The 17,351-nt window shown below is 52.9% G+C and carries 15 protein-coding genes; 7 read left to right on the top strand and 8 right to left on the bottom strand.

What is annotated here, in order from left to right; all coding sequences use genetic code 11:
* The first annotated feature begins 159 nt into the window (after window positions 1-159).
* On the top strand, window positions 160-1,929 hold the full coding sequence (locus HCX89_RS02220) for a monovalent cation:proton antiporter-2 (CPA2) family protein (RefSeq protein ID WP_044734152.1): 1,770 nt from the start codon (window positions 160-162) through the stop codon (window positions 1,927-1,929).
* A gap of 49 nt (window positions 1,930-1,978) precedes the next feature.
* On the opposite strand, the gene HCX89_RS02215 is transcribed toward HCX89_RS02220, so the two are convergent.
* Complete coding sequence (locus HCX89_RS02215) at window positions 1,979-4,405, bottom strand: TonB-dependent siderophore receptor (RefSeq protein ID WP_044734153.1); 2,427 nt, start codon at window positions 4,403-4,405, stop codon at window positions 1,979-1,981.
* A gap of 731 nt (window positions 4,406-5,136) precedes the next feature.
* Here HCX89_RS02215 and aceB point away from each other — a divergent pair.
* The 3 genes from aceB (at window position 5,137) to HCX89_RS02200 (ending at window position 9,825) form a co-directional block, all read left to right on the top strand.
* Entirely contained in the window at window positions 5,137-6,747 is a 1,611-nt protein-coding gene (gene aceB, locus HCX89_RS02210) for a malate synthase A (RefSeq protein WP_044734154.1), read from the top strand.
* 73 nt (window positions 6,748-6,820) lie between these two features.
* Window positions 6,821-8,143, top strand: a complete 1,323-nt coding sequence (gene aceA, locus HCX89_RS02205) for an isocitrate lyase (protein WP_044734155.1) — start codon at window positions 6,821-6,823, stop codon at window positions 8,141-8,143.
* Window positions 8,144-8,436: 293 nt separating this feature from the next.
* Complete coding sequence (locus tag HCX89_RS02200; RefSeq protein WP_167715146.1) at window positions 8,437-9,825, top strand: HDOD domain-containing protein; 1,389 nt, start codon at window positions 8,437-8,439, stop codon at window positions 9,823-9,825.
* Here the strand turns inward: HCX89_RS02200 and HCX89_RS02195 are convergent.
* From HCX89_RS02195 to HCX89_RS02180, 4 genes are all read right to left on the bottom strand, one after another.
* Window positions 9,805-10,350, bottom strand: coding sequence for a nuclear transport factor 2 family protein (locus tag HCX89_RS02195; protein WP_044734157.1), 546 nt, complete (start codon window positions 10,348-10,350; stop codon window positions 9,805-9,807). The genes HCX89_RS02200 and HCX89_RS02195 overlap by 21 nt on opposite strands.
* 124 nt (window positions 10,351-10,474) lie before the next feature.
* Window positions 10,475-11,299 carry a zinc-dependent peptidase gene (locus HCX89_RS02190; protein ID WP_044734158.1) on the bottom strand — a complete coding sequence of 275 codons (825 nt, stop codon included), beginning with the start codon at window positions 11,297-11,299 and terminating at the stop codon, window positions 10,475-10,477.
* Window positions 11,300-11,478: 179 nt separating this feature from the next.
* Window positions 11,479-11,883, bottom strand: coding sequence for a CopG family transcriptional regulator (locus HCX89_RS02185; RefSeq protein WP_107004533.1), 405 nt, complete (start codon window positions 11,881-11,883; stop codon window positions 11,479-11,481).
* Window positions 11,843-12,586 carry an AAA family ATPase gene (locus HCX89_RS02180; protein ID WP_025009750.1) on the bottom strand — a complete coding sequence of 248 codons (744 nt, stop codon included), beginning with the start codon at window positions 12,584-12,586 and terminating at the stop codon, window positions 11,843-11,845. The genes HCX89_RS02185 and HCX89_RS02180 overlap by 41 nt, the downstream gene beginning before the upstream one ends.
* Window positions 12,587-13,255: 669 nt before the next feature.
* Between HCX89_RS02180 and HCX89_RS02175 the strand changes: the two genes are divergently transcribed.
* Window positions 13,256-13,735 carry an N-acetyltransferase gene (locus tag HCX89_RS02175; RefSeq protein WP_025009751.1) on the top strand — a complete coding sequence of 160 codons (480 nt, stop codon included), beginning with the start codon at window positions 13,256-13,258 and terminating at the stop codon, window positions 13,733-13,735.
* A gap of 9 nt (window positions 13,736-13,744) precedes the next feature.
* Here HCX89_RS02175 and HCX89_RS02170 read toward each other — a convergent pair whose 3' ends face one another.
* The 3 genes from HCX89_RS02170 to HCX89_RS02160 all read right to left on the bottom strand — a co-directional run bounded on the left by HCX89_RS02170 (window position 13,745) and on the right by HCX89_RS02160 (window position 16,562).
* Window positions 13,745-14,812, bottom strand: coding sequence for a trans-acting enoyl reductase family protein (locus HCX89_RS02170; RefSeq protein ID WP_044735739.1), 1,068 nt, complete (start codon window positions 14,810-14,812; stop codon window positions 13,745-13,747).
* An 82-nt stretch (window positions 14,813-14,894) separates the two neighbouring features.
* Window positions 14,895-15,854, bottom strand: coding sequence for an NAD-dependent epimerase/dehydratase family protein (locus HCX89_RS02165; protein WP_167714904.1), 960 nt, complete (start codon window positions 15,852-15,854; stop codon window positions 14,895-14,897).
* Window positions 15,855-16,130: 276 nt separating this feature from the next.
* The gene (locus tag HCX89_RS02160) at window positions 16,131-16,562 is read right to left on the bottom strand and encodes a MerR family transcriptional regulator (protein ID WP_044734159.1); all 432 of its coding nucleotides are present in this window, start codon (window positions 16,560-16,562) and stop codon (window positions 16,131-16,133) included.
* A gap of 118 nt (window positions 16,563-16,680) precedes the next feature.
* Here HCX89_RS02160 and HCX89_RS02155 point away from each other — a divergent pair, with 118 nt between their 5' ends.
* Together HCX89_RS02155 and HCX89_RS02150 are read left to right on the top strand one after the other, a co-directional pair.
* Window positions 16,681-16,896: a DUF3820 family protein gene (locus tag HCX89_RS02155; RefSeq protein WP_028779188.1), complete on the top strand. Its 216-nt coding sequence runs from the start codon at window positions 16,681-16,683 to the stop codon at window positions 16,894-16,896.
* Window positions 16,897-16,989: 93 nt separating this feature from the next.
* Window positions 16,990-17,289, top strand: coding sequence for a hypothetical protein (locus HCX89_RS02150; protein WP_025009756.1), 300 nt, complete (start codon window positions 16,990-16,992; stop codon window positions 17,287-17,289).
* The last annotated feature ends 62 nt before the right edge of the window (window positions 17,290-17,351 follow it).

The raw sequence follows: 17,351 nt of genomic DNA, 5'->3' as shown, positions 1-17,351 counted from the left end.
TACTGAAACTCCCGTGATAGGCCTGAGCAAAATCTGGTTTGGGCCGTTTCGATTATCCATGCATTTTTAGGGCTGAACTTGGTCTTAGTGGCAAAGTGCATCCCGGAATATAAGAGTGACAAACAACAGCCCTCTATCGCCATTTGTTAAGGAGTCTTGATGGAACAGGCCGGCATCTTTACCTCAGTGCTCATGTTTCTGCTCGCTGCCGTGGTTTTGGTCCCACTGGGCAAACGCTTTGGTATTGGCCCCATTCTTTCTTACCTCGCCGCCGGCGTCTTGCTTGGGCCGGGTGGTATTGCCGTGGTGTCTGAGCCTGCCGCCGTGCTTCATTTTGCCGAACTTGGGGTGATCCTCATGCTGTTTGTGATGGGGCTGGAGTTAACCCCGGGCAAACTCTGGGAGCTTCGCAGTGCCATATTTGGCCTCGGTAGTGGTCAGTTGCTGCTGTCCTGGGCTGCGGTCAGCGCCTTGGCATTCGGTGTCGGACTTTCCATCGAAGCGGCGGTGATTATCGGCGCGGCGCTGTCATTGTCTTCTACCGCATTTGCGGTGCAGCTGATGAATGAACAGCGGCTGCTTACCACTCCAGTGGGGCGTGATGCCTTTGGGGTATTGTTGATGCAGGACTTGGCGGTGATCCCCATGATGCTGCTGATTGCCTACCTGTCGCCGAGCGGCGCCGATCCGGCTCATCATGCCGTGCCCTGGTATTGGACCTGTGTGGCTCTCTTGGGCTTTTTGCTGGTAGGTAAGTACCTGCTTCCCAAGGTATTGCAGCTGGTGGCGGCCAGTGGTGTCCGCGAAGTGCTGACGGCATTTTCGCTGTTACTCGTGATGGGCAGTGCGGCGCTGATGGCCTGGCTCGGGCTGTCGGCCGGTATGGGGGCATTTTTGGCCGGTATCATGTTGGCCAACTCTGGGTACCGTCATCAGCTTGAAACCGATATAGAACCCTTCAAGGGCTTGCTGCTGGGGCTGTTCTTTATGGCCGTGGGCATGACCATGGATCTTGGATTGCTGCTGAAGGAGCCTTTGGCGTTGCTGGGGATCCTCTTTGGCATGTTGGCGGTCAAGACTTTGGTGCTGATGTTGCTTGGAAAGCTTAGGCACCATACCTGGCGCAGTGCCATGGTGCTGGGTTTGATCCTGGCAGAAGGCGGTGAATTTGCTTTTGTCCTGCTTTCCCAGGCGCAGCTGTCGGGGATCTTGTCTGAAAAAATCAGCCAGATGTTAGTGTTGGCTATAGGTTTGTCGATGGCGATAACCCCTTATCTGCTTAAGTTGTTCAAGCAACTCGGTAAACCGGCCGAAACCAGCCGTCTGCCGGATGTGATAGAAGCGGCTGACAGTGAAGTGGTGATCGCCGGTTTTGGTCGCATGGGGCAGATAACTGGTCGTATTTTGGCATCCTCCGGGATCCCGTTTGTGGCGCTGGATAAAGACGCCCGCCACGTGGATGTGGTGCGCCAGTTTGGTGGTGAGGTGTACTTTGGTGATGCCAAGCGACTCGATATGCTGTTTTCGGCCGGTTTGCCCAAGGCGCGGGTGATCCTGGTGGCGGTTAATAATGTGGAAGACTCACTGCAAATAGTGACTCAGGTGAAGACTCACTTCCCCCATGTGGCCGTAGTTGCCAGGGCCCGTGACCGTAACCATGCCTATCGTTTGATGAGCCTGGGGGTGACTTCGGTATTTCGGGAAACCTTTGGTTCGGCGCTCAGTGCCAGTGAGAGTGTGCTGCATACGCTGGGTCTGAGTCAGGTACAGGCCAATGAGCGGGTGAAGATATTTGCCGAGCATGATAAGGCGCAGGTCGAGGCCGGGGCCAAACATAAGGACGATCTCAAGGCGCTTATTCGTTTGTCCAACAAGGGCAGGGCGGAGCTGGAGTCTTTGATGCGGGCGGATAAAGACAAGGGCCTGTAAGGGCTCTGTCCGGAGACAAAAAGCGCGCCAATCGGCGCGCTTTTGCGGTTTAGAAGCGGTAGCTGACACTCAACTTGGCATTGCGTTCGGCCCCCGGCATGCCGCCAAGGAACATCGCCTTGTCGTAGTAGTGGGTGTTGAACAGGTTATTGAGGTTCAGCTGCACACTCCAGTCATCGGCCTTGTAGGCAATGGCCGAATCCCAAACTGTGTAGGCGGGCACTTTGCCATCCGGGATCCCGAAGGAATCCGAGTTGGTGCTGCGCTCGTCGACATAACGAACTCCAAAGCTGACGGACAAGGGTTGCGGCAGCGCCTGCCACTGATGGCTGTAAGTGACCCAGGCACTGGCACTGACCTGAGGAACCCCTTTCTGGCGGCTGTTGTAGCTGCTGGTGTTGGGGTCATTCTTGTTGCGTGCATCCTGATACAGACCATTGAGGTTTATCAACCATTCTTCATTGAGGTGGGCGTTGAGATCCAGCTCGGCACCTGTGGTCTTGTCCTTGCCATCGTAAAAGAACTCGGGCACTGAGATGTTGTAGTCAGGTGCACCTTCTTTGTCATTGTATTCCGGGTTACCGTAGCGCAGGTTAGTGCGCTCGCTCTGGAACAGGACCAAGGAGCCGAGCAGCTGATCGTCAAAGCCCTTGAAGCGCATACCGAGATCATAGCTCAGGGATTCAGAATCCTTCCTGTCCGCCGCGCCGCCGCTCTCAGCACCCGTTACGGCACCGAGCACGCTGTAGGCCGTGCGTCCTTTGGCATGATTGACGAAGAAGGACAGATTATCCGTCGGCATATAAGTTAACCCCAGGTTGTAGGTAATGCCGTGATCTTTGGTGTCTTGCTCCGGGGTCGGATCTTTTTTAGGGGTGCCCAGATGGCTGTACTTCTGCTCAATCTCATTGAACGCTACACCCACCCTGGCAGTAAAGGTTTCACTCAGGTAACCCACATACTGCATGCCCAGACCCCAGGCGCGGACTTGTTTGTTGTAGTTGTCCTTGAGATCCGGGTTGTAGTCCTCAAAGGCTTTGTCACCCCAGTTGGGATTGCGGATATCCAGAATATAAGGCAGTTCACCGCCGCCATCTTTGTCGTACAGTGCCCAGCTCTTGTAGGCGATATCTCTGTCTTCCAGATTGGCATTCAGCAACAGCTCACTGTCTATGCCTGCCAGGCTGAAGTTGTAGCGCATATCGGCAAAGTACTGCCAGGACTTCTCGTGGGCATCTACCTTGCGGTATTCCTGTCTTCTGGCGGCATAAGGATACAGGACATCATCAATCACCAGTGGCGCGCGGGGATCGGCATTGATCACGTCTACGGATTTGACCTTGCGTTTCCAGTAAACATAGTTATATGCGCCAGTCTGGCGGATGAACCCGGACTGGTAGTCTCTATACTGTAACTGCTGATTGAGCTGCAGATTGTCACTGAGGGCGATGTTGTGGTTCAGCTTGAAGCGCCACTCTTCGCCTTCATTGGGCCTGCTGATGGGAGAGGCCAGGCTGGTATCGCCTATGTCGAAGGGTTCGATTCCATCGCTCGCCACCAGGGAGTCGGCCAGTTGTTGCCGCTGCGCCTCAGTCAGTTGAATGCCGGCGCCATTGGGGTCGTTAACCAAATCTTGCCAGCTGACTTGTGCGCCGCTCAGGCCACCGGTAGAGGCGGCGTTGTAGATACGTATCGGGTGGCCTACAGAGTCTACTTGCACAGAGTCTTTAATCCAAGCGGCCGACAGCACCAGATCTTGAGAGTTTGAAGGCAGAATTTTCAACGAGGCATAGACTTCATCTCTGTCGCTGCCGATATCACGATAGCCATCGCTACGGGCATGTTTGGCCACCAGTCGATAGGCCAGGGTGTCGCTCAAGCCTCCGGTTGAGTCGAGCCCCAGGCTGTAACTGTTCCAGGAGCCCACTTCGGCGCTGACTTCTGTGTTGTCCTGAAATTGAGGTTTCTTTTCAATAAGGTTGATGATCCCGCCGGCGCTGCCCATACCATAGAGCCCGGTCGCCGGGCCTTTGAGCACCTCAACCGCTTCCACATTGGTCATGGAGCGGGTGGGATTAAAAGTGTTGCCGAGTCCTGCGCCGCCGTACATGCCGTCATAAGTGTAGTTGGCGTCCAGGCCACGGATCACCAGGTTGTCGCCTATACCGTAGTTGTTGCCGGCTTGGGTAACACCACTGATGTTACGCACCAGATCCTGCAGAGAGTCGGCCCCCTGGGCGGCAAACAGCTCTTTATCTATCACCACCAAGGCCGCCGGGGTTTCCATCAGCGACATATCTGATTTTGTCGCCAGCCCTGAATTCATTACCACTTTGTTTTGTTTGCCATAAACGGTAATGCGTTCCACATCCTGTGATACCTGTTGTGACTGAGTCGCTTGGTTTGCCTGTGCGGCCTGTGCCATGGTCAGCGACAAACAAGCCGTCACCGCCAGAGATATTGCGGATTGCTGCATTTGAGATCATCCCCCTCTAAAGTAGGGTGCGAATGATAATGGTTTTTATTTGTCTTGCAACAAAAGTTTCAAACTGTGTCAACCGAATGGATATTTTTTGACTAAGTCACTTGGATCCTGTTTCGGGAGCAAAATAGGCAAGTTTTTGAAAAAAATTTAAAAAAAATCGTTTTTTTATTGCTGCTGACCAAAGAGTCGGCCTGTGTTGATCACTATACGCAAGTCGTGAAAAACGGATCTCGATCACATTTAATTCTAACCTTTACGTAAAGGTTAGAATTAAACGCTCGTTTAATATTCATCGTGGTTGCATTATTGTTAACTATTTATTTTTGTTGGTTATTTGAAGTTGACCCTGACGAGAGTTCGAAACGGATATTCGCGGATTAGACCTAAGTTTTAATGATATTTTGTGGAAATTTATTTTTCCTTACTGTTATTTAATTACGTAATAAATTACTTTGGCGTTTTTGTGGTCAAGTTGTCTGACATTTTTCTGTAATCTGCAGCATGAGTCTTTGTGGTTTGATATTTTTTAATTTAAAATCAATCAATTGTTGTTTGACTTTTGGCTTGGTCATACCAATTTTGAGTCAAGTTAAAGCCTAGATTTTGACGATTTTTTCGACATACCGACTGTTGCAAATACAAATGTTTATCGATAGGTTTTAGTACGAAACGAACATTTGCAGGGTTTGGCAGCCTTATCTGCCATCCAGGGAGACAGCAGCATGATAGCAGAGACAGTCGCACAGCAAGGGCTCAGTATTAAGGGGGCCGAAATACCACAGCAGCATAGCCTTTTTACTGAAGGTGCGCTCAACTTCCTCGAGGCTCTGTGTCGGGAGTTTGCTCCGGAAGTGACCAGCTTGCTGGAAAAGCGTGAGCAACGTCAGCAGCGGATAGACGGCGGCGAGTTGCCGGACTTTTTACCGCAAACCCGAGCCATTCGAGATGGTGATTGGCAAATTCGCGGTATACCGGCGGATCTTAAAGATAGACGGGTCGAGATCACCGGGCCTGTGGATCGCAAGATGATCATCAATGCGCTCAACGCCAATGTAAAAGTTTTTATGGCCGACTTCGAAGATTCGCTGGCACCCAGCTGGCAAAAGGTGGTCGAGGGCCAAATTAACCTGCGTGACGCCGTCCGCGGTGAAATTGATTTCACCGCGCCGGAAACCGGCAAACACTATCAATTGCAGGCCAACCCCGCGGTATTGATTGCCAGGGTGCGGGGGCTGCACCTGCCGGAGGCGCATGTCGAATTCAACGGCAAGCCTATTCCCGGCTGCTTATTCGACTTTGCTTTGTACTTTTATCATAACTATCGCCAGCTGCTTGCCAAGGGCAGTGGACCTTACTTCTACATTCCCAAGCTCGAGAGCCATCTCGAGGCGCGCTGGTGGGCCAAGGTGTTTGCCTTCGCCGAAGAGCGTTTCTGCCTGCAGAGCGGCACCATCAAGTGCACCTGCCTGATTGAAACTCTGCCGGCCGTGTTTGAGATGGAGGAGATCCTCTATGAGCTGCGCTCCAACATAGTGGCGCTCAATTGTGGCCGTTGGGATTACATTTTCAGCTATATCAAGACCTTGAAGAAGCATCCCGATCGTATTTTGCCGGACCGCCAGCAAGTGACCATGGATAAGCCGTTTCTCAGCGCCTATTCACGCCTGCTGATCAAGACCTGCCACAAGCGCGGCGCTCTGGCGATGGGCGGCATGGCGGCCTTTATTCCCGCCAAGGATCCGCAAACCAATGCCCAGGTGCTGGAGCGGGTTCGCAAGGACAAAGAGCTTGAGGCCCGAAACGGCCATGACGGTACCTGGGTGGCACACCCTGGCCTGGCTGATACCGCCATGGGGATTTTCAACGAATATATAGGTGAAGAGCACGCCAACCAGCTGCATATCACCCGCGACGTGGACGCACCCATCCTGGCGGCCGAGCTGCTCAAACCCTGTGATGGTGAGCGCACCGAAGAGGGGATGCGACTCAATATTCGTATTGCGCTGCAGTACATAGAAGCCTGGATTGGCGGCAATGGTTGTGTACCCATCTATGGCTTGATGGAAGACGCAGCCACAGCGGAAATCAGCCGCGCCTCTATCTGGCAATGGATCCAGCACGGGCAAAAGCTTTCCAACGGCAAGCCGGTGACCAAGGCACTGTTCAGCGCCATGTTGAAAGAAGAGTTGGCCAATGTGCGTGAAGAGATCGGCAGCGAGCGTTTCGATAACGGCCAATTCAAGCAGGCTGCAAGCTTATTGGAAGAGATCACCACAGCCGATGAGTTGGTGACCTTCCTGACCTTGCCGGGCTACGAGCTGCTTACCCGATAACCCCATAACCATTAACGGCTGCTGCCCGCGGGGGCTGGGTGGCTGCCAAATTACCCTACGAAGGAGAGTCAAAATGACCAAGGCAACACAGAATTCACGTCAGGCGCAGATAGAAGCTTTGAAAAAGGATTGGGCTGAAAATCCACGTTGGCAGGGCGTTCGCCGTCCATATACCGCAGAAGAAGTTGTAGCATTGCGCGGTTCAGTGGTTCCTGAGAACACTATCGCCAAGCGCGGTGCAGCCAAGTTGTGGGAACTGGTTAACGGCGGCGCGAAGAAGGGCTATGTTAACTCTCTCGGCGCTTTGACCGGCGGTCAGGCCGTGCAGCAGGCCAAGGCCGGTATCGAGGCTATCTACCTTTCAGGCTGGCAGGTGGCGGCCGATGCCAACCTGGCGGGCACCATGTATCCGGATCAGTCACTCTATCCGGCCAACTCTGTGCCTGCCGTAGTGGGGCGGATCAATAACTCATTCCGCCGCGCCGATCAGATCCAGTGGAATCAGGGCAAAAACCCGGAAGATGAGGGTTATGTCGATTACTTCCTGCCGATTGTGGCCGATGCCGAAGCCGGATTCGGTGGCGTGCTGAACGCCTATGAGTTGATGAAGTCCATGATAGACGCCGGCGCCGCCGGGGTGCACTTCGAAGATCAGCTGGCCTCGGTGAAAAAGTGTGGTCACATGGGCGGCAAGGTTTTGGTGCCGACTCAGGAAGCGGTACAGAAGCTGGTGGCGGCCCGTCTGGCAGCCGACGTATCCGGAGTGGATACTCTGGTGATTGCCCGTACCGATGCCAACGCCGCTGATCTGTTGACCTCAGACTGCGACCCCTATGATCGCGACTTCATCACCGGAGAGCGTACCCAGGAAGGTTTCTACCGGGTGAAGGCAGGTTTGGATCAAGCCATTTCCCGCGGGCTTGCCTACGCACCTTATGCCGACCTTATCTGGTGTGAAACCGCCAAGCCGGATCTGGAAGAGGCGCGCCGCTTTGCCGAAGCCATCCATGCCCAGTATCCGGATCAACTGTTGGCGTATAACTGTTCACCTTCGTTCAACTGGAAGAAGAACCTGGATGACGCCACCATTGCCAAGTTCCAGCAGGAGCTTGCCAACATGGGTTACAAGTACCAGTTCATCACTTTGGCCGGTATTCACAACATGTGGTACAACATGTTCGATCTCGCCTACGACTATGCCCGCGGCGAAGGCATGAAGCACTATGTTGAGAAGGTTCAGGAAGCCGAATTCGCTGCCGCGCAGAAGGGATACACCTTTGTGGCGCATCAGCAGGAAGTGGGTACAGGTTACTTTGATCAGGTGACCAATGTTATCCAGGGCGGCCAGTCCTCTGTCACGGCTCTGAGTGGTTCGACCGAAGAAGAGCAGTTTTAATCCCCTGTGTTGGCGTCCTCGGGCGCCACTTCCCCGGAAATGAACCTACGCCATTTTCGGGGGTAATTTGTGACTTCCCAGTCATTTGAGCCTTGTTGCTTGTGTTTTGGCGACTCATTGAGTCGCCTTTTTTTGTTGTAATTGTGTTATTTCTTTGAAGTTTGTGCTTTATTCATAACAAGAGTTCCATTCTCAAGCCCACCACTGGGCCAATACCTGAAAGAGTTGAGTCGTATTTGAAATCAGCCAACAAGGGGGTGGATTACTGGACCCGCAGGATCAGTGATCAGGAAATGCCCGCACTTTGCTCAACAATAAGGACATTGGAAAAACTCGCCAAGGACGATGTGTCCTCCATGGCGATTCTGGGGCGCAGCATAATGCACGACAATGCGCTCACTTCCCGTATTTTGCGGGTGGCCAACAGCGCCATCTATAACAAGGGGATAAGCCCTGTTACAACGGTCAGCCGCGCTGCCGTGGTACTGGGGTTCGACACCATCCGCAATATCTGCATTACCGCCAAACTCCTCTCCAGTTTGCTGGAAAGCAAAAATCTGGCGCCCTCGGTTTATCAAAGGTTGCTTAGGCTGATGGCTCAGGCGTTTCAGGCCGCCATGTTGGCCAAGATGATGCTCGATGGCTACGATGAGGAGTTGCAGGAGGAGGTGTTTATTGCCGCGCTGCTCTATCACTTGGGTGAGAGTGCCTTTTGGAGCACGGGAGCCGAACTGGCCGAGGAGCTGGATTTGGCCCTCAGCGCCGAGAGTGATGCCGTAAATAGGCTCAATCTGGTGCGCGAGGCGCTCGGGGCTTCATTCAATCAGCTCAGCCAGGGGCTGGCCCGCAGTTGGGGCCTGGGTGAACTATTGTGCAAGTCGCTCAGCAATCCCGATGAACGCACGCCGGAAATTCGCAGTATTTTTCTGGCCAATAAACTCAGCGAAGCGCTGGCCGGCGCCGCACTCAAACCCGAGGAGCTGGAGCGGCGCCTTAAACAAGCCGCCGATATGCTGCAGTTGGATACAGATGAGTTTCGTGGCCGGGTCCTTCGCTGCTCCAACGCTACCGTCAAGTTAGCCGAAGCCTATGGCGCCAAGGTGCTTATCGAGTATCTGCCGGACACAGATCAGCTGCTGCCTCAGGAGAGAGTGGCTGAGGTTGTAGTGCGCGAGGCAAATCTTGCGTTCCAGCTGAAAAAACTCAGAGAGCTGACCGGCTTTGCCGTCGAGAAGACTGATTTCAATAAGGTAGTGACCACGGCATTGGAGGGAATACTCGAGGGTATTGGTCTTGACCGCTGCGCCGTGCTCTTGCTGTCACCGAGCAGGCGCATGTTGCAGCCGAGAATCGCGCTTGGTGACGGCGCCGAGGAGATGAAAAACGACTTTATTCTCGAGCTGGAAGGCCGCGGCACCTTGCTGAGGGATTGTATTGAAAATCAGAAACTGGCCTGGCAGGGCGAGGGGGCCGACAAAGCTGTATTGGGAGAACAGCTGGCGAGAAAAGTCCCCGCCAGTGGTTTTATGCTGGCACCGCTGAAAGTGGACAATAAGGTAATAGGCGTCTACTACGCCGACAAGGCCAGTTCGGGCCGGGACATTCATCCTGAAGATTTTGACAGTTTTGGCCACTTCGTGCAGTTGGCCAACATCTGTTTCTCAGTTGCCTTCAGGCACTGATTTCTGCTTTTTGCGATACAGTTTTATCTGATCGGTAATTCTGGGCGCCAGAGCGTTGGGAATGGGGAAACTCAGGCTGTATTGCAGTATTTGCCAGCCTTGTTCGGTTTTGACAAGCGTGCCTGTGCCCCGTCCAAGCCCATAGGACTGGCTGTCCAGCAGTTCATCGAACACTATCACATCGCCGTGCTGTACCAGGCGGCGCGAGGAACTTTGGTAAGTCCAGCCCTTGGTGGCACGGGCATACTGCTCAAATTCAACCATATTCCAGTATTCACTTGCATCTGTACCGATAAACCCCGCATCGGGGCTGAAGAGGCTAAAGTAACTGTCCCAGTCGGCATTGGCAGCACTTTGGTGCAGCTTATCCAATACCGAAGCGGCCTGAGCTTGGCTATCATCGAGCTGGCCGCTTTGCTCCTGGCCGTTTTGATTGCCGGCTTCCAGGCTATTTGCCAAGGCTGAATGGCCGTAAATCGGTAGTAGCAGCGCTGTAGTCAGCAACAGAGGCTTAAGGTGCAACATAATGTTTCCTCTTATAAATTTTTATTGTTGGCCCCAGCTTAACCCAATTGGGCACAAGATGTGAGCCAAATGGGTTTTCTGTTTGCAGGCATGCAGTTATCCAGTTATGCAGTTGAAAGCTGGGCTAGTGCCAACTCAGGGGATCGAGACGATAGAAGCGGCTCAGCTCCTGGTAGAGTGCCGGATAATCGGCTCTCATCTGCTGCGGCTGTTCGAAGAACACCTCGCTTATTACGGCAAAGAACTCGGCCGGATTGGTGGCGCCGTAGTAACTGAATAGGCTGGGCTCACCACTGGCGGCCTGAGCCTGCAGTTTGGCAAACTCTCGGCCAAGTACCTGCGACCACACAGGGTAGGCGTTGAACTCGCCGAGTCTGGGAGCGCCATTGGCATCGCCAGCTTCCTGATCCAGTTGATGGGCGAATTCATGGATCACGACATTCCGGCCGTCTGCCGGATCGGCGGCGTCATCCAGGGTATTTTGCCAGGAAAGGACGACCTTCCCCTGACCCCAGGATTCTCCCGCCAATAACCTTTGGCTGTGCCATTCCAGGCCATTGGCATCCCGCTGCTGCTGGCGAACGATAAAGGCCGATGGGTACACTAAAATTTGTCTCAGGTTAGGGTAATAGTCTGTTTGGCGATTGAGTAACAAGAGACAGGCCTGCGCGGCTATGGTCAGGCGGATTTCATCATCTATCTCCAACCCGTCGCAACCGACAAACTGCTTTTCCGCCAGAAACACCTGGATGTGTTTCTTGAGCTGCAGTTGCAGGTCACTGGGCAGGGAACGGAAATAGGGCATACGTTTCTTCAGAATAGTGCGCCATTCCTTGGGGAAAGGCTTGGCGCGTATCTTGTCTCTGCGTTTGCGATCCCGCCAGGATTGGCTGAGGATCCAACCTATGGCGCTGGCGCCTGCGGCAAGGGTGATCAGAATGGCCAGCATGATCCGGCTCCATGGCTAAAGAGTCTAATCAGATCTGTGGGGGCTCAGTGGGAATAACTCAAGCTTGGCGCATGAAAAACAAGCAAAAAAAAGCTGACAGCAAAGAGGTTGAAACCTGTTATCGGCTGTCAGCAAAGGGTGGGAGTGTCAAACCGTCCACACATTTCAAGGGAAAGGAATCAGTCCGGCATAAACTTCTGCTCCAACTCGCGGCGCTCTTGCGGTGTCAGGCTGTGATGATGCTTGATAAGCAAACGTATCAGGCGTGACTTGGCAATATCACAGTCGCTGGCCATTTCGGCCAGGTGGCTGATGGCCGCTTCACTCAGGGTGAAAGTTGCCTTGCGAAAAGGTTCGTGGCGGCGTTTGGGTATCAGCTTTTGCTGAGTGGCTTCCTGATGGGTGGAAGCTGTATTGGAATACCGCTGCTCAACCGGCATAGTTGCCGCCGATTGCTGTGTTTGCCCCATGGCGTAATAGATGGCACCGTCGATAAACTCATCCAGGGATTGCATGGCCAACATACGCTTACGGGCATCGACCTCAGATGGCGTAACGTTTTTCTTCAGATCGGCCAGTCCCATACTGAGTCCTCATGCTGTTGAGTTGATTGGTCATCAGGCGGCTGCGGATTTCAGTGGCATTCTGTGCCTGCAGCATTTCGCAGGCGATGGCACGGATCTCGGCGGCGGCCTTGCCCTTGGGCTCGAATTCAATTACCGAGCGGCCAGACTCTTCGCTGTCATCATAGATGTTACGGCTGTAGGTAATGGCGTCCAGCACATTGATATCATAGGTTTTGCAGACTTCCTTGGCCTCGAGAATACGGCTGGCCTGATTGGGCAGGTTAGGGCACTGGGTGATGACAAAAGAGGCGCGCATCTTGGGGTTTATCATCATGCAGGTAGCGACAATGTCGTCCATATGGCTGACGGTTTTAAGATCGCGGCGCTTGGGCCTGAGGGGCATGAGTACATGGGAGGCCACTGACATGGTGGCACGCAGCGCCAGGTTGTCCTGGCCGCCGCAATCGACTATCACATAGTCATAGTGTTGCTCCAGGCTCAACAGATCGTTGCGGATTTTGCCATAGAGTTGAACACAGTTGATCCCGGCTAGCTTGCTGTCGTTGTTGCGGGCCTGGATCCAATCAGAGGTGGTTCGCTGAGGGTCGCAATCCACCATGATCACCGATGCGCCACATTCCACCGTGAGAAAAACGGCAATGTTTTGTGCCAGGCAGCTCTTGCCGCTGCCCCCCTTTTCACCGCCAACGAGTATGATCATTGTCTTGCCCTCTGAAAGCCTGTTATTAAGTTATTTGCTCTTTCCCTGATGGCTTACAACTTTCCTTGGTTCGGGAGTGTTCCCAACCTGATGTTTGCCGTGTCGCTGCTTTTCTGCACTCCGAAAAGTTGTTGCTGACGGAGGTGAACAGTGAACGGTAAAACAAATGTAAAAGCTAAATTGTTCTTGGTCAACTTGATGATTTTTATTGGTTTTTATTGTTTTTGTTGCGTCATGTTTTTGGCGTTGCCCCTTGGGTTGCCGTAATAATGGCAGTGTTGCCGGTGAGGGGAGGTGGCCGAGGAAATTATCAATAAAATTATGCTGTTAAAAAAATGTTTCCGCGTCATTTATTTGTTAAATCTGCACTGCCACAGGGTAAGTTTCAGCAGAGCTTCTTTTATGACGCAGTAGATACCGTTTGTAGGAATTAAAAATATTTTTATTAGACCTAAAAAGTATAAATAAATGTGATCTTTGTCGATTGGTCCATTAATCAGACTCTTGGTGTGCCTTTAAGTCGTTTGGGGTGCCGGCTTTTTTCTGCTCTATCTTGTCACCCAGGTTGTTGCAACTGTCATCTGCTTGCCACAGTACTCTGCCATGTTGGCGTATTGGCTGGGGATACCCTGGCGTTTCGACCATCAGTATTTATGCAAGGAGGCATTTATGGGCCATGTACTCAACCAGACCAGTCGCTTTGAAGTGATGGAGTATTGTCTGGCAACCCACGAACTCTTGTTGCTCCGGGACAGGGCAGGACTGCCGGTGCATGGACTGGATGACAGTTGTTTGCCTGCCAAGCCGCTGCTGTCATTATGTATCAGGGAAAGGTCCGGCGGGGAAAACCTGCAGCAGGGACAACTGGTGGCCTTGGCTTTGGTGCGTAGCGGCTCTGCAGCTGAACCCAGTCAGGAACAGGAGCACTATCTGTTGCAGGACTTTCTGGTGTTGCCCGAATTTCGCCATCTTGGACTCGGCAGCTTTTTGTTGGAGGCGGTTATTGAGCGATTATCGCTTCTGGGAGCGCCTAAGCGGCAACTGATGCTGGAGGTGCTTCCGGGAGACGAAGTCCTGGCGCAGCGCCTGGGGTTTAAGCCAGGCGGCCACAGTGTGCCGGGAAATCTTTGGCTGAGAAGCGTAGGTTGAATTGAAAGTCTAAATCAGCTGCAGCTCACCCGAGTGCGGTAATCGAGTTATCAAGTCGGCGCCCATGAGTTGTGATGGCGTATAACTGCCGCCATCATGATTATGCTGCAGCAGATAATCCACAACCGCTAGCGAACCCAAAACCGTCAGACTATAGCCATTGGCAGTTTTTATCCGCGCTGTGCGCCGCTCCCCTTGCGCATTACTGACTTCACCCCAGACAAAGGTCGGCAACTTTGCCCTTGCTGCTCCATCGGGCCCTGTCACCGTCTTGCCTATATGTGCCTTGAGCAGTTTCTGCAGCCAGCGGAATTTCAACAAGGGTCTGATGTAGTTGGCCCGTTTGGTGTTGGCTATCATCTTGGCCGAGCCCGGGATAAAGACCTCTATGTTGGGGATCCCTGTGGTGTAGAAAGCGGTTGCCACATCGCCCCAGGGAATTGTCATAGCCGGTTTCTCACCATCGCCGAAATCTATGTTTCTCACCTTATAGGCAAGCGGCACAGAGATTATTTTACCCTGTTTACGTACCTTGCCGCCCTGGGCCAGGCCTTCAACCGAGGTTTTGGCTGTGCCGGGAGATAAGCCCGAGCGAGAGTCAAAACCGAGTGATAAGTGGTTGGCATCGGGCAAGGCACTTTTCAGGGCTGCGGCGAGACAGTCTGTGGGGATCACGTCGAAACCGACACCCGGACAGATAACAATCCCGGTGGCTTGGGCTTGCTGCTTGAGTGATTGCGCCAGCTCGAACACCGCAATTTCCCCTGTAATATCCAAGTAGTGCACCTTGGCAGCCAAGCAGGCTTGCATCATAGGCCCAGCCGTTGCCGAAAAAGGCCCGGCGCAGTTGAGTATCAAGCTCATGTCACCTATATGGCGTGGGATATCATCCAAGTCGAACACAGCTGACTCGAGCCGCAACTCCTTGGCCAGTGCCTGGGTCTTTTCACGGTTGCGCCCGGCGAGTACTGGGCGCAATCCTCGATGTGCGGCTTCCCGGGCGATAAGTTCACCCGTGTAACCGTAGGCACCGTAAATCATCCAGTTTCCCTGCTTGTTTGAACCTGTGTCTGTCATGGTTCTGCTCCAAAAAGATTTTGTAATCAGTTGCTTGTGTCTGGCCATGAGGCAAGGCATTCGGTTGCTGCTTGAGTGACCGCTAAGGATTGCCCGCCCGGTGGCTTTGCTCCTGGAAAACTCGCTCCTGGAATATCTCACGCAATCCCTGTTCGTAGCCGGTGATTTGAAAGTCCGGGAAGCGCGCCTTGAATTTATCGGACACAAAGAGATTATCCACCTTATAACGCGGCAAGAGTTCGGCGGTATCTTTGAGTTTTTGGTTGAACTTGGCGCCCAGCCACAGCTGCCAGCTTTTGAGCACTTTATACTTGGCCGGAGTGCCGAAAACCTTTGCCGCCAGAAAGATGAACTCTTGGAAGGTCAAAAGGTTATCGTCGCAGGGAAGATGCCAGGTTTGGCCATAGGCATCCGGGGTATTACCCAGCAGCGCCATCGCCCGGCTGGCATCCGGGGTGTAAATGAGGCTGCGCTTAGCCTTGTCATTCAGCAGCACCTTGGCACTTTTGGCCACTATCAGTCTGTCTATTACGGTGGTGTTGGTAAAGCTCTGGGTTTTACCCGGGCCATAAAATTCAGGCGCGCGGCAGATCATGGCTGTTACCTTTCCCTGTTGCATCGCATCCAGCAGCATCTGGGTGATTTGGCCTCTGACTAACCCCTTGGGACCGTTGGGCACAAAAGGTGTATCTTCACTTTGAGGCACTGAGGTTTGCGGGTACATATAAGTGTTATCGAAATACACCAACTTGGCGCCGTGGGCACTGCAGGCGTTGATAACATTCCGCATCATGTCAGGCCATTGCTCAAGCCAAATCTGGGTATCCAGAGGTAACCCCGCGGTAAAATAGACAATTTCTGAACCTGCTACTGCCTTCAGTGTTTGCTCAGGATCTCGGAGATCGGCTTGAAATAGCTCATCACTGTCATTGACCTTTTGTGGTCTGCGGCTGACCAAGCGTATGGTGTCGGTGAAGTCGCGTTTGAGACTCAAGGCCAGCTCTCTGCCTATCTGCCCATTGGCACCCAGTATTGTTTGCATGATTCAGCTTACCTTTTGCTGTGAGGTTAAGGATAGTGCGAACAAGTCGTGGTCTATTGGGCTCTGGCCCCTGATCCAGAGCAGGGCTTTCGCGTCAGTTTAGCCGGGACTTGCTCTTACCCTGACTATCCTAAGGTTAAAGTTAAGTTTAAGGTCAAGAGGGAATCTTTATGATTAACCTGGCTGCCCTGAAAGCCGCTGGCTGCTGGAATCGGCGCGTGGTTTGGCCGCAAGGCTCTGCTGTGTCTGCTGGATATAGCCTGGAGAATGGGAAAATCACTTTTTGTCACTGCTGCGGGGCAATATCTGCCAACCCAACTGGGACATGACTCTTTTGGCATTGCTGCTGCAGTCCAGGTCATCGGGCTTGGCTTCTATTTCGGCCAGAACCTGCAAGAGTTTGGCCTTGCTGGCGGCCACTTTGCGTTCAATCTCCTCCAGATCGGCTATCTTCCTGTGCAGTGAGCCAAGCAGTTGCTGGTGGTCCCATTGACCGAGTTCGCTCGGCAGCAGAGCCTTGAGCTCATCCAGGCTGAAACCGGCTTGTTGGCCTGTGGCTATCATATCCAGAAGTATCACGGCCTCGGGAGGATAGCTGCGATAACCATTGGCTTTACGGTTGACGGTTTTCAGCAACCCAATACGTTCATAGAAGCGGATCCGCGAGGGAGCCAGGCCGGTTTTCTGTGCCAGTTCACCAATTTTCATCTTTGTTCGTCCAAAATTGATTAATCCTGCTTTCATGAGCTGCGCAGATTGGCCAGCTTTCCACTCAAGTTTACTTTTCCGGAGTATACTGGCAACTTTAGCCTGAAACGGAGAGAAGATGCAGCCGGAACAGCAGTTGTTGGAAGCCATCAATCAGACCATGCCCTTTGGCAAGTACGCCGGACGCAAGTTATTGGAGCTTCCCGAGCCTTATCTGGTGTGGTTTCACTCCAAGGGGTTCCCCGAGGGCAAACTTGGGCAGCAATTGGCGCTTATCTATGAGGTGAAGCTCAATGGACTTGAGTCTATGCTGCGGCCCTTACTACGTCCGTGAAGCTGTCAAAAGTGTGAACCCTATTAGCGATTTATGAAATAACACATGTTTTAATGGCGCAGTATTTCCAACGACAACAGGAAGCAACAGACAATGGCAAAATTGGCAAAGATCTTGGCGACCGCGGCTTTGGCTCTGGGTATATCTTCAGCCTGGGCGCAAGGTGCGGTACATGAAGGCACAGTGGTCGACACCATGAACAGTGGCGGTTATACCTATGTGCAGATTAAAGAAGCCGATAAGACATTCTGGGCGGCAGGCCCTCAGGTAGCGGTGGCCAAGGGTGATAAGGTGCAGGTTACCGAGCAGATGTGGATGACCAACTTCACCAGCAAGACCCTCAACCGGACTTTTGACAAGCTGATGTTTGTTGGTGAAATCGATAAGAAGTGATTTCATCCACTCTCTGTTAAAGTCGCGACTCTGTTCGCGGCTTTTTTATTTGCGCTTAAGGG

The sequence above is a fragment of the Shewanella sp. Iso12 genome (assembly GCF_012030025.1).
GTDB lineage: Bacteria > Pseudomonadota > Gammaproteobacteria > Enterobacterales > Shewanellaceae > Shewanella > Shewanella algae.
This window is presented reverse-complemented; position numbering and strand designations above follow the sequence as displayed.

What these genes read in the sequence shown, in the direction of transcription:
- HCX89_RS02195 (WP_044734157.1), bottom strand. Translation starts at nt 10,350, where the DNA reads ATGTTGCACCTTAAGCCTCTGTTGCTGACTACAGCGCTGCTACTACCG.
- HCX89_RS02150 (WP_025009756.1), top strand. Translation starts at nt 16,990, where the DNA reads ATGGCAAAATTGGCAAAGATCTTGGCGACCGCGGCTTTGGCTCTGGGT.
- HCX89_RS02220 (WP_044734152.1), top strand. Translation starts at nt 160, where the DNA reads ATGGAACAGGCCGGCATCTTTACCTCAGTGCTCATGTTTCTGCTCGCT.
- aceB (WP_044734154.1), top strand. Translation starts at nt 5,137, where the DNA reads ATGATAGCAGAGACAGTCGCACAGCAAGGGCTCAGTATTAAGGGGGCC.
- HCX89_RS02200 (WP_167715146.1), top strand. Translation starts at nt 8,437, where the DNA reads ATGCCCGCACTTTGCTCAACAATAAGGACATTGGAAAAACTCGCCAAG.
- HCX89_RS02175 (WP_025009751.1), top strand. Translation starts at nt 13,256, where the DNA reads ATGGGCCATGTACTCAACCAGACCAGTCGCTTTGAAGTGATGGAGTAT.
- HCX89_RS02160 (WP_044734159.1), bottom strand. Translation starts at nt 16,562, where the DNA reads ATGAAAATTGGTGAACTGGCACAGAAAACCGGCCTGGCTCCCTCGCGG.
- HCX89_RS02180 (WP_025009750.1), bottom strand. Translation starts at nt 12,586, where the DNA reads ATGATCATACTCGTTGGCGGTGAAAAGGGGGGCAGCGGCAAGAGCTGC.
- HCX89_RS02170 (WP_044735739.1), bottom strand. Translation starts at nt 14,812, where the DNA reads ATGACAGACACAGGTTCAAACAAGCAGGGAAACTGGATGATTTACGGT.
- HCX89_RS02185 (WP_107004533.1), bottom strand. Translation starts at nt 11,883, where the DNA reads ATGGGACTGGCCGATCTGAAGAAAAACGTTACGCCATCTGAGGTCGAT.
- HCX89_RS02190 (WP_044734158.1), bottom strand. Translation starts at nt 11,299, where the DNA reads ATGCTGGCCATTCTGATCACCCTTGCCGCAGGCGCCAGCGCCATAGGT.
- aceA (WP_044734155.1), top strand. Translation starts at nt 6,821, where the DNA reads ATGACCAAGGCAACACAGAATTCACGTCAGGCGCAGATAGAAGCTTTG.
- HCX89_RS02155 (WP_028779188.1), top strand. Translation starts at nt 16,681, where the DNA reads ATGCAGCCGGAACAGCAGTTGTTGGAAGCCATCAATCAGACCATGCCC.
- HCX89_RS02165 (WP_167714904.1), bottom strand. Translation starts at nt 15,854, where the DNA reads ATGCAAACAATACTGGGTGCCAATGGGCAGATAGGCAGAGAGCTGGCC.
- HCX89_RS02215 (WP_044734153.1), bottom strand. Translation starts at nt 4,405, where the DNA reads ATGCAGCAATCCGCAATATCTCTGGCGGTGACGGCTTGTTTGTCGCTG.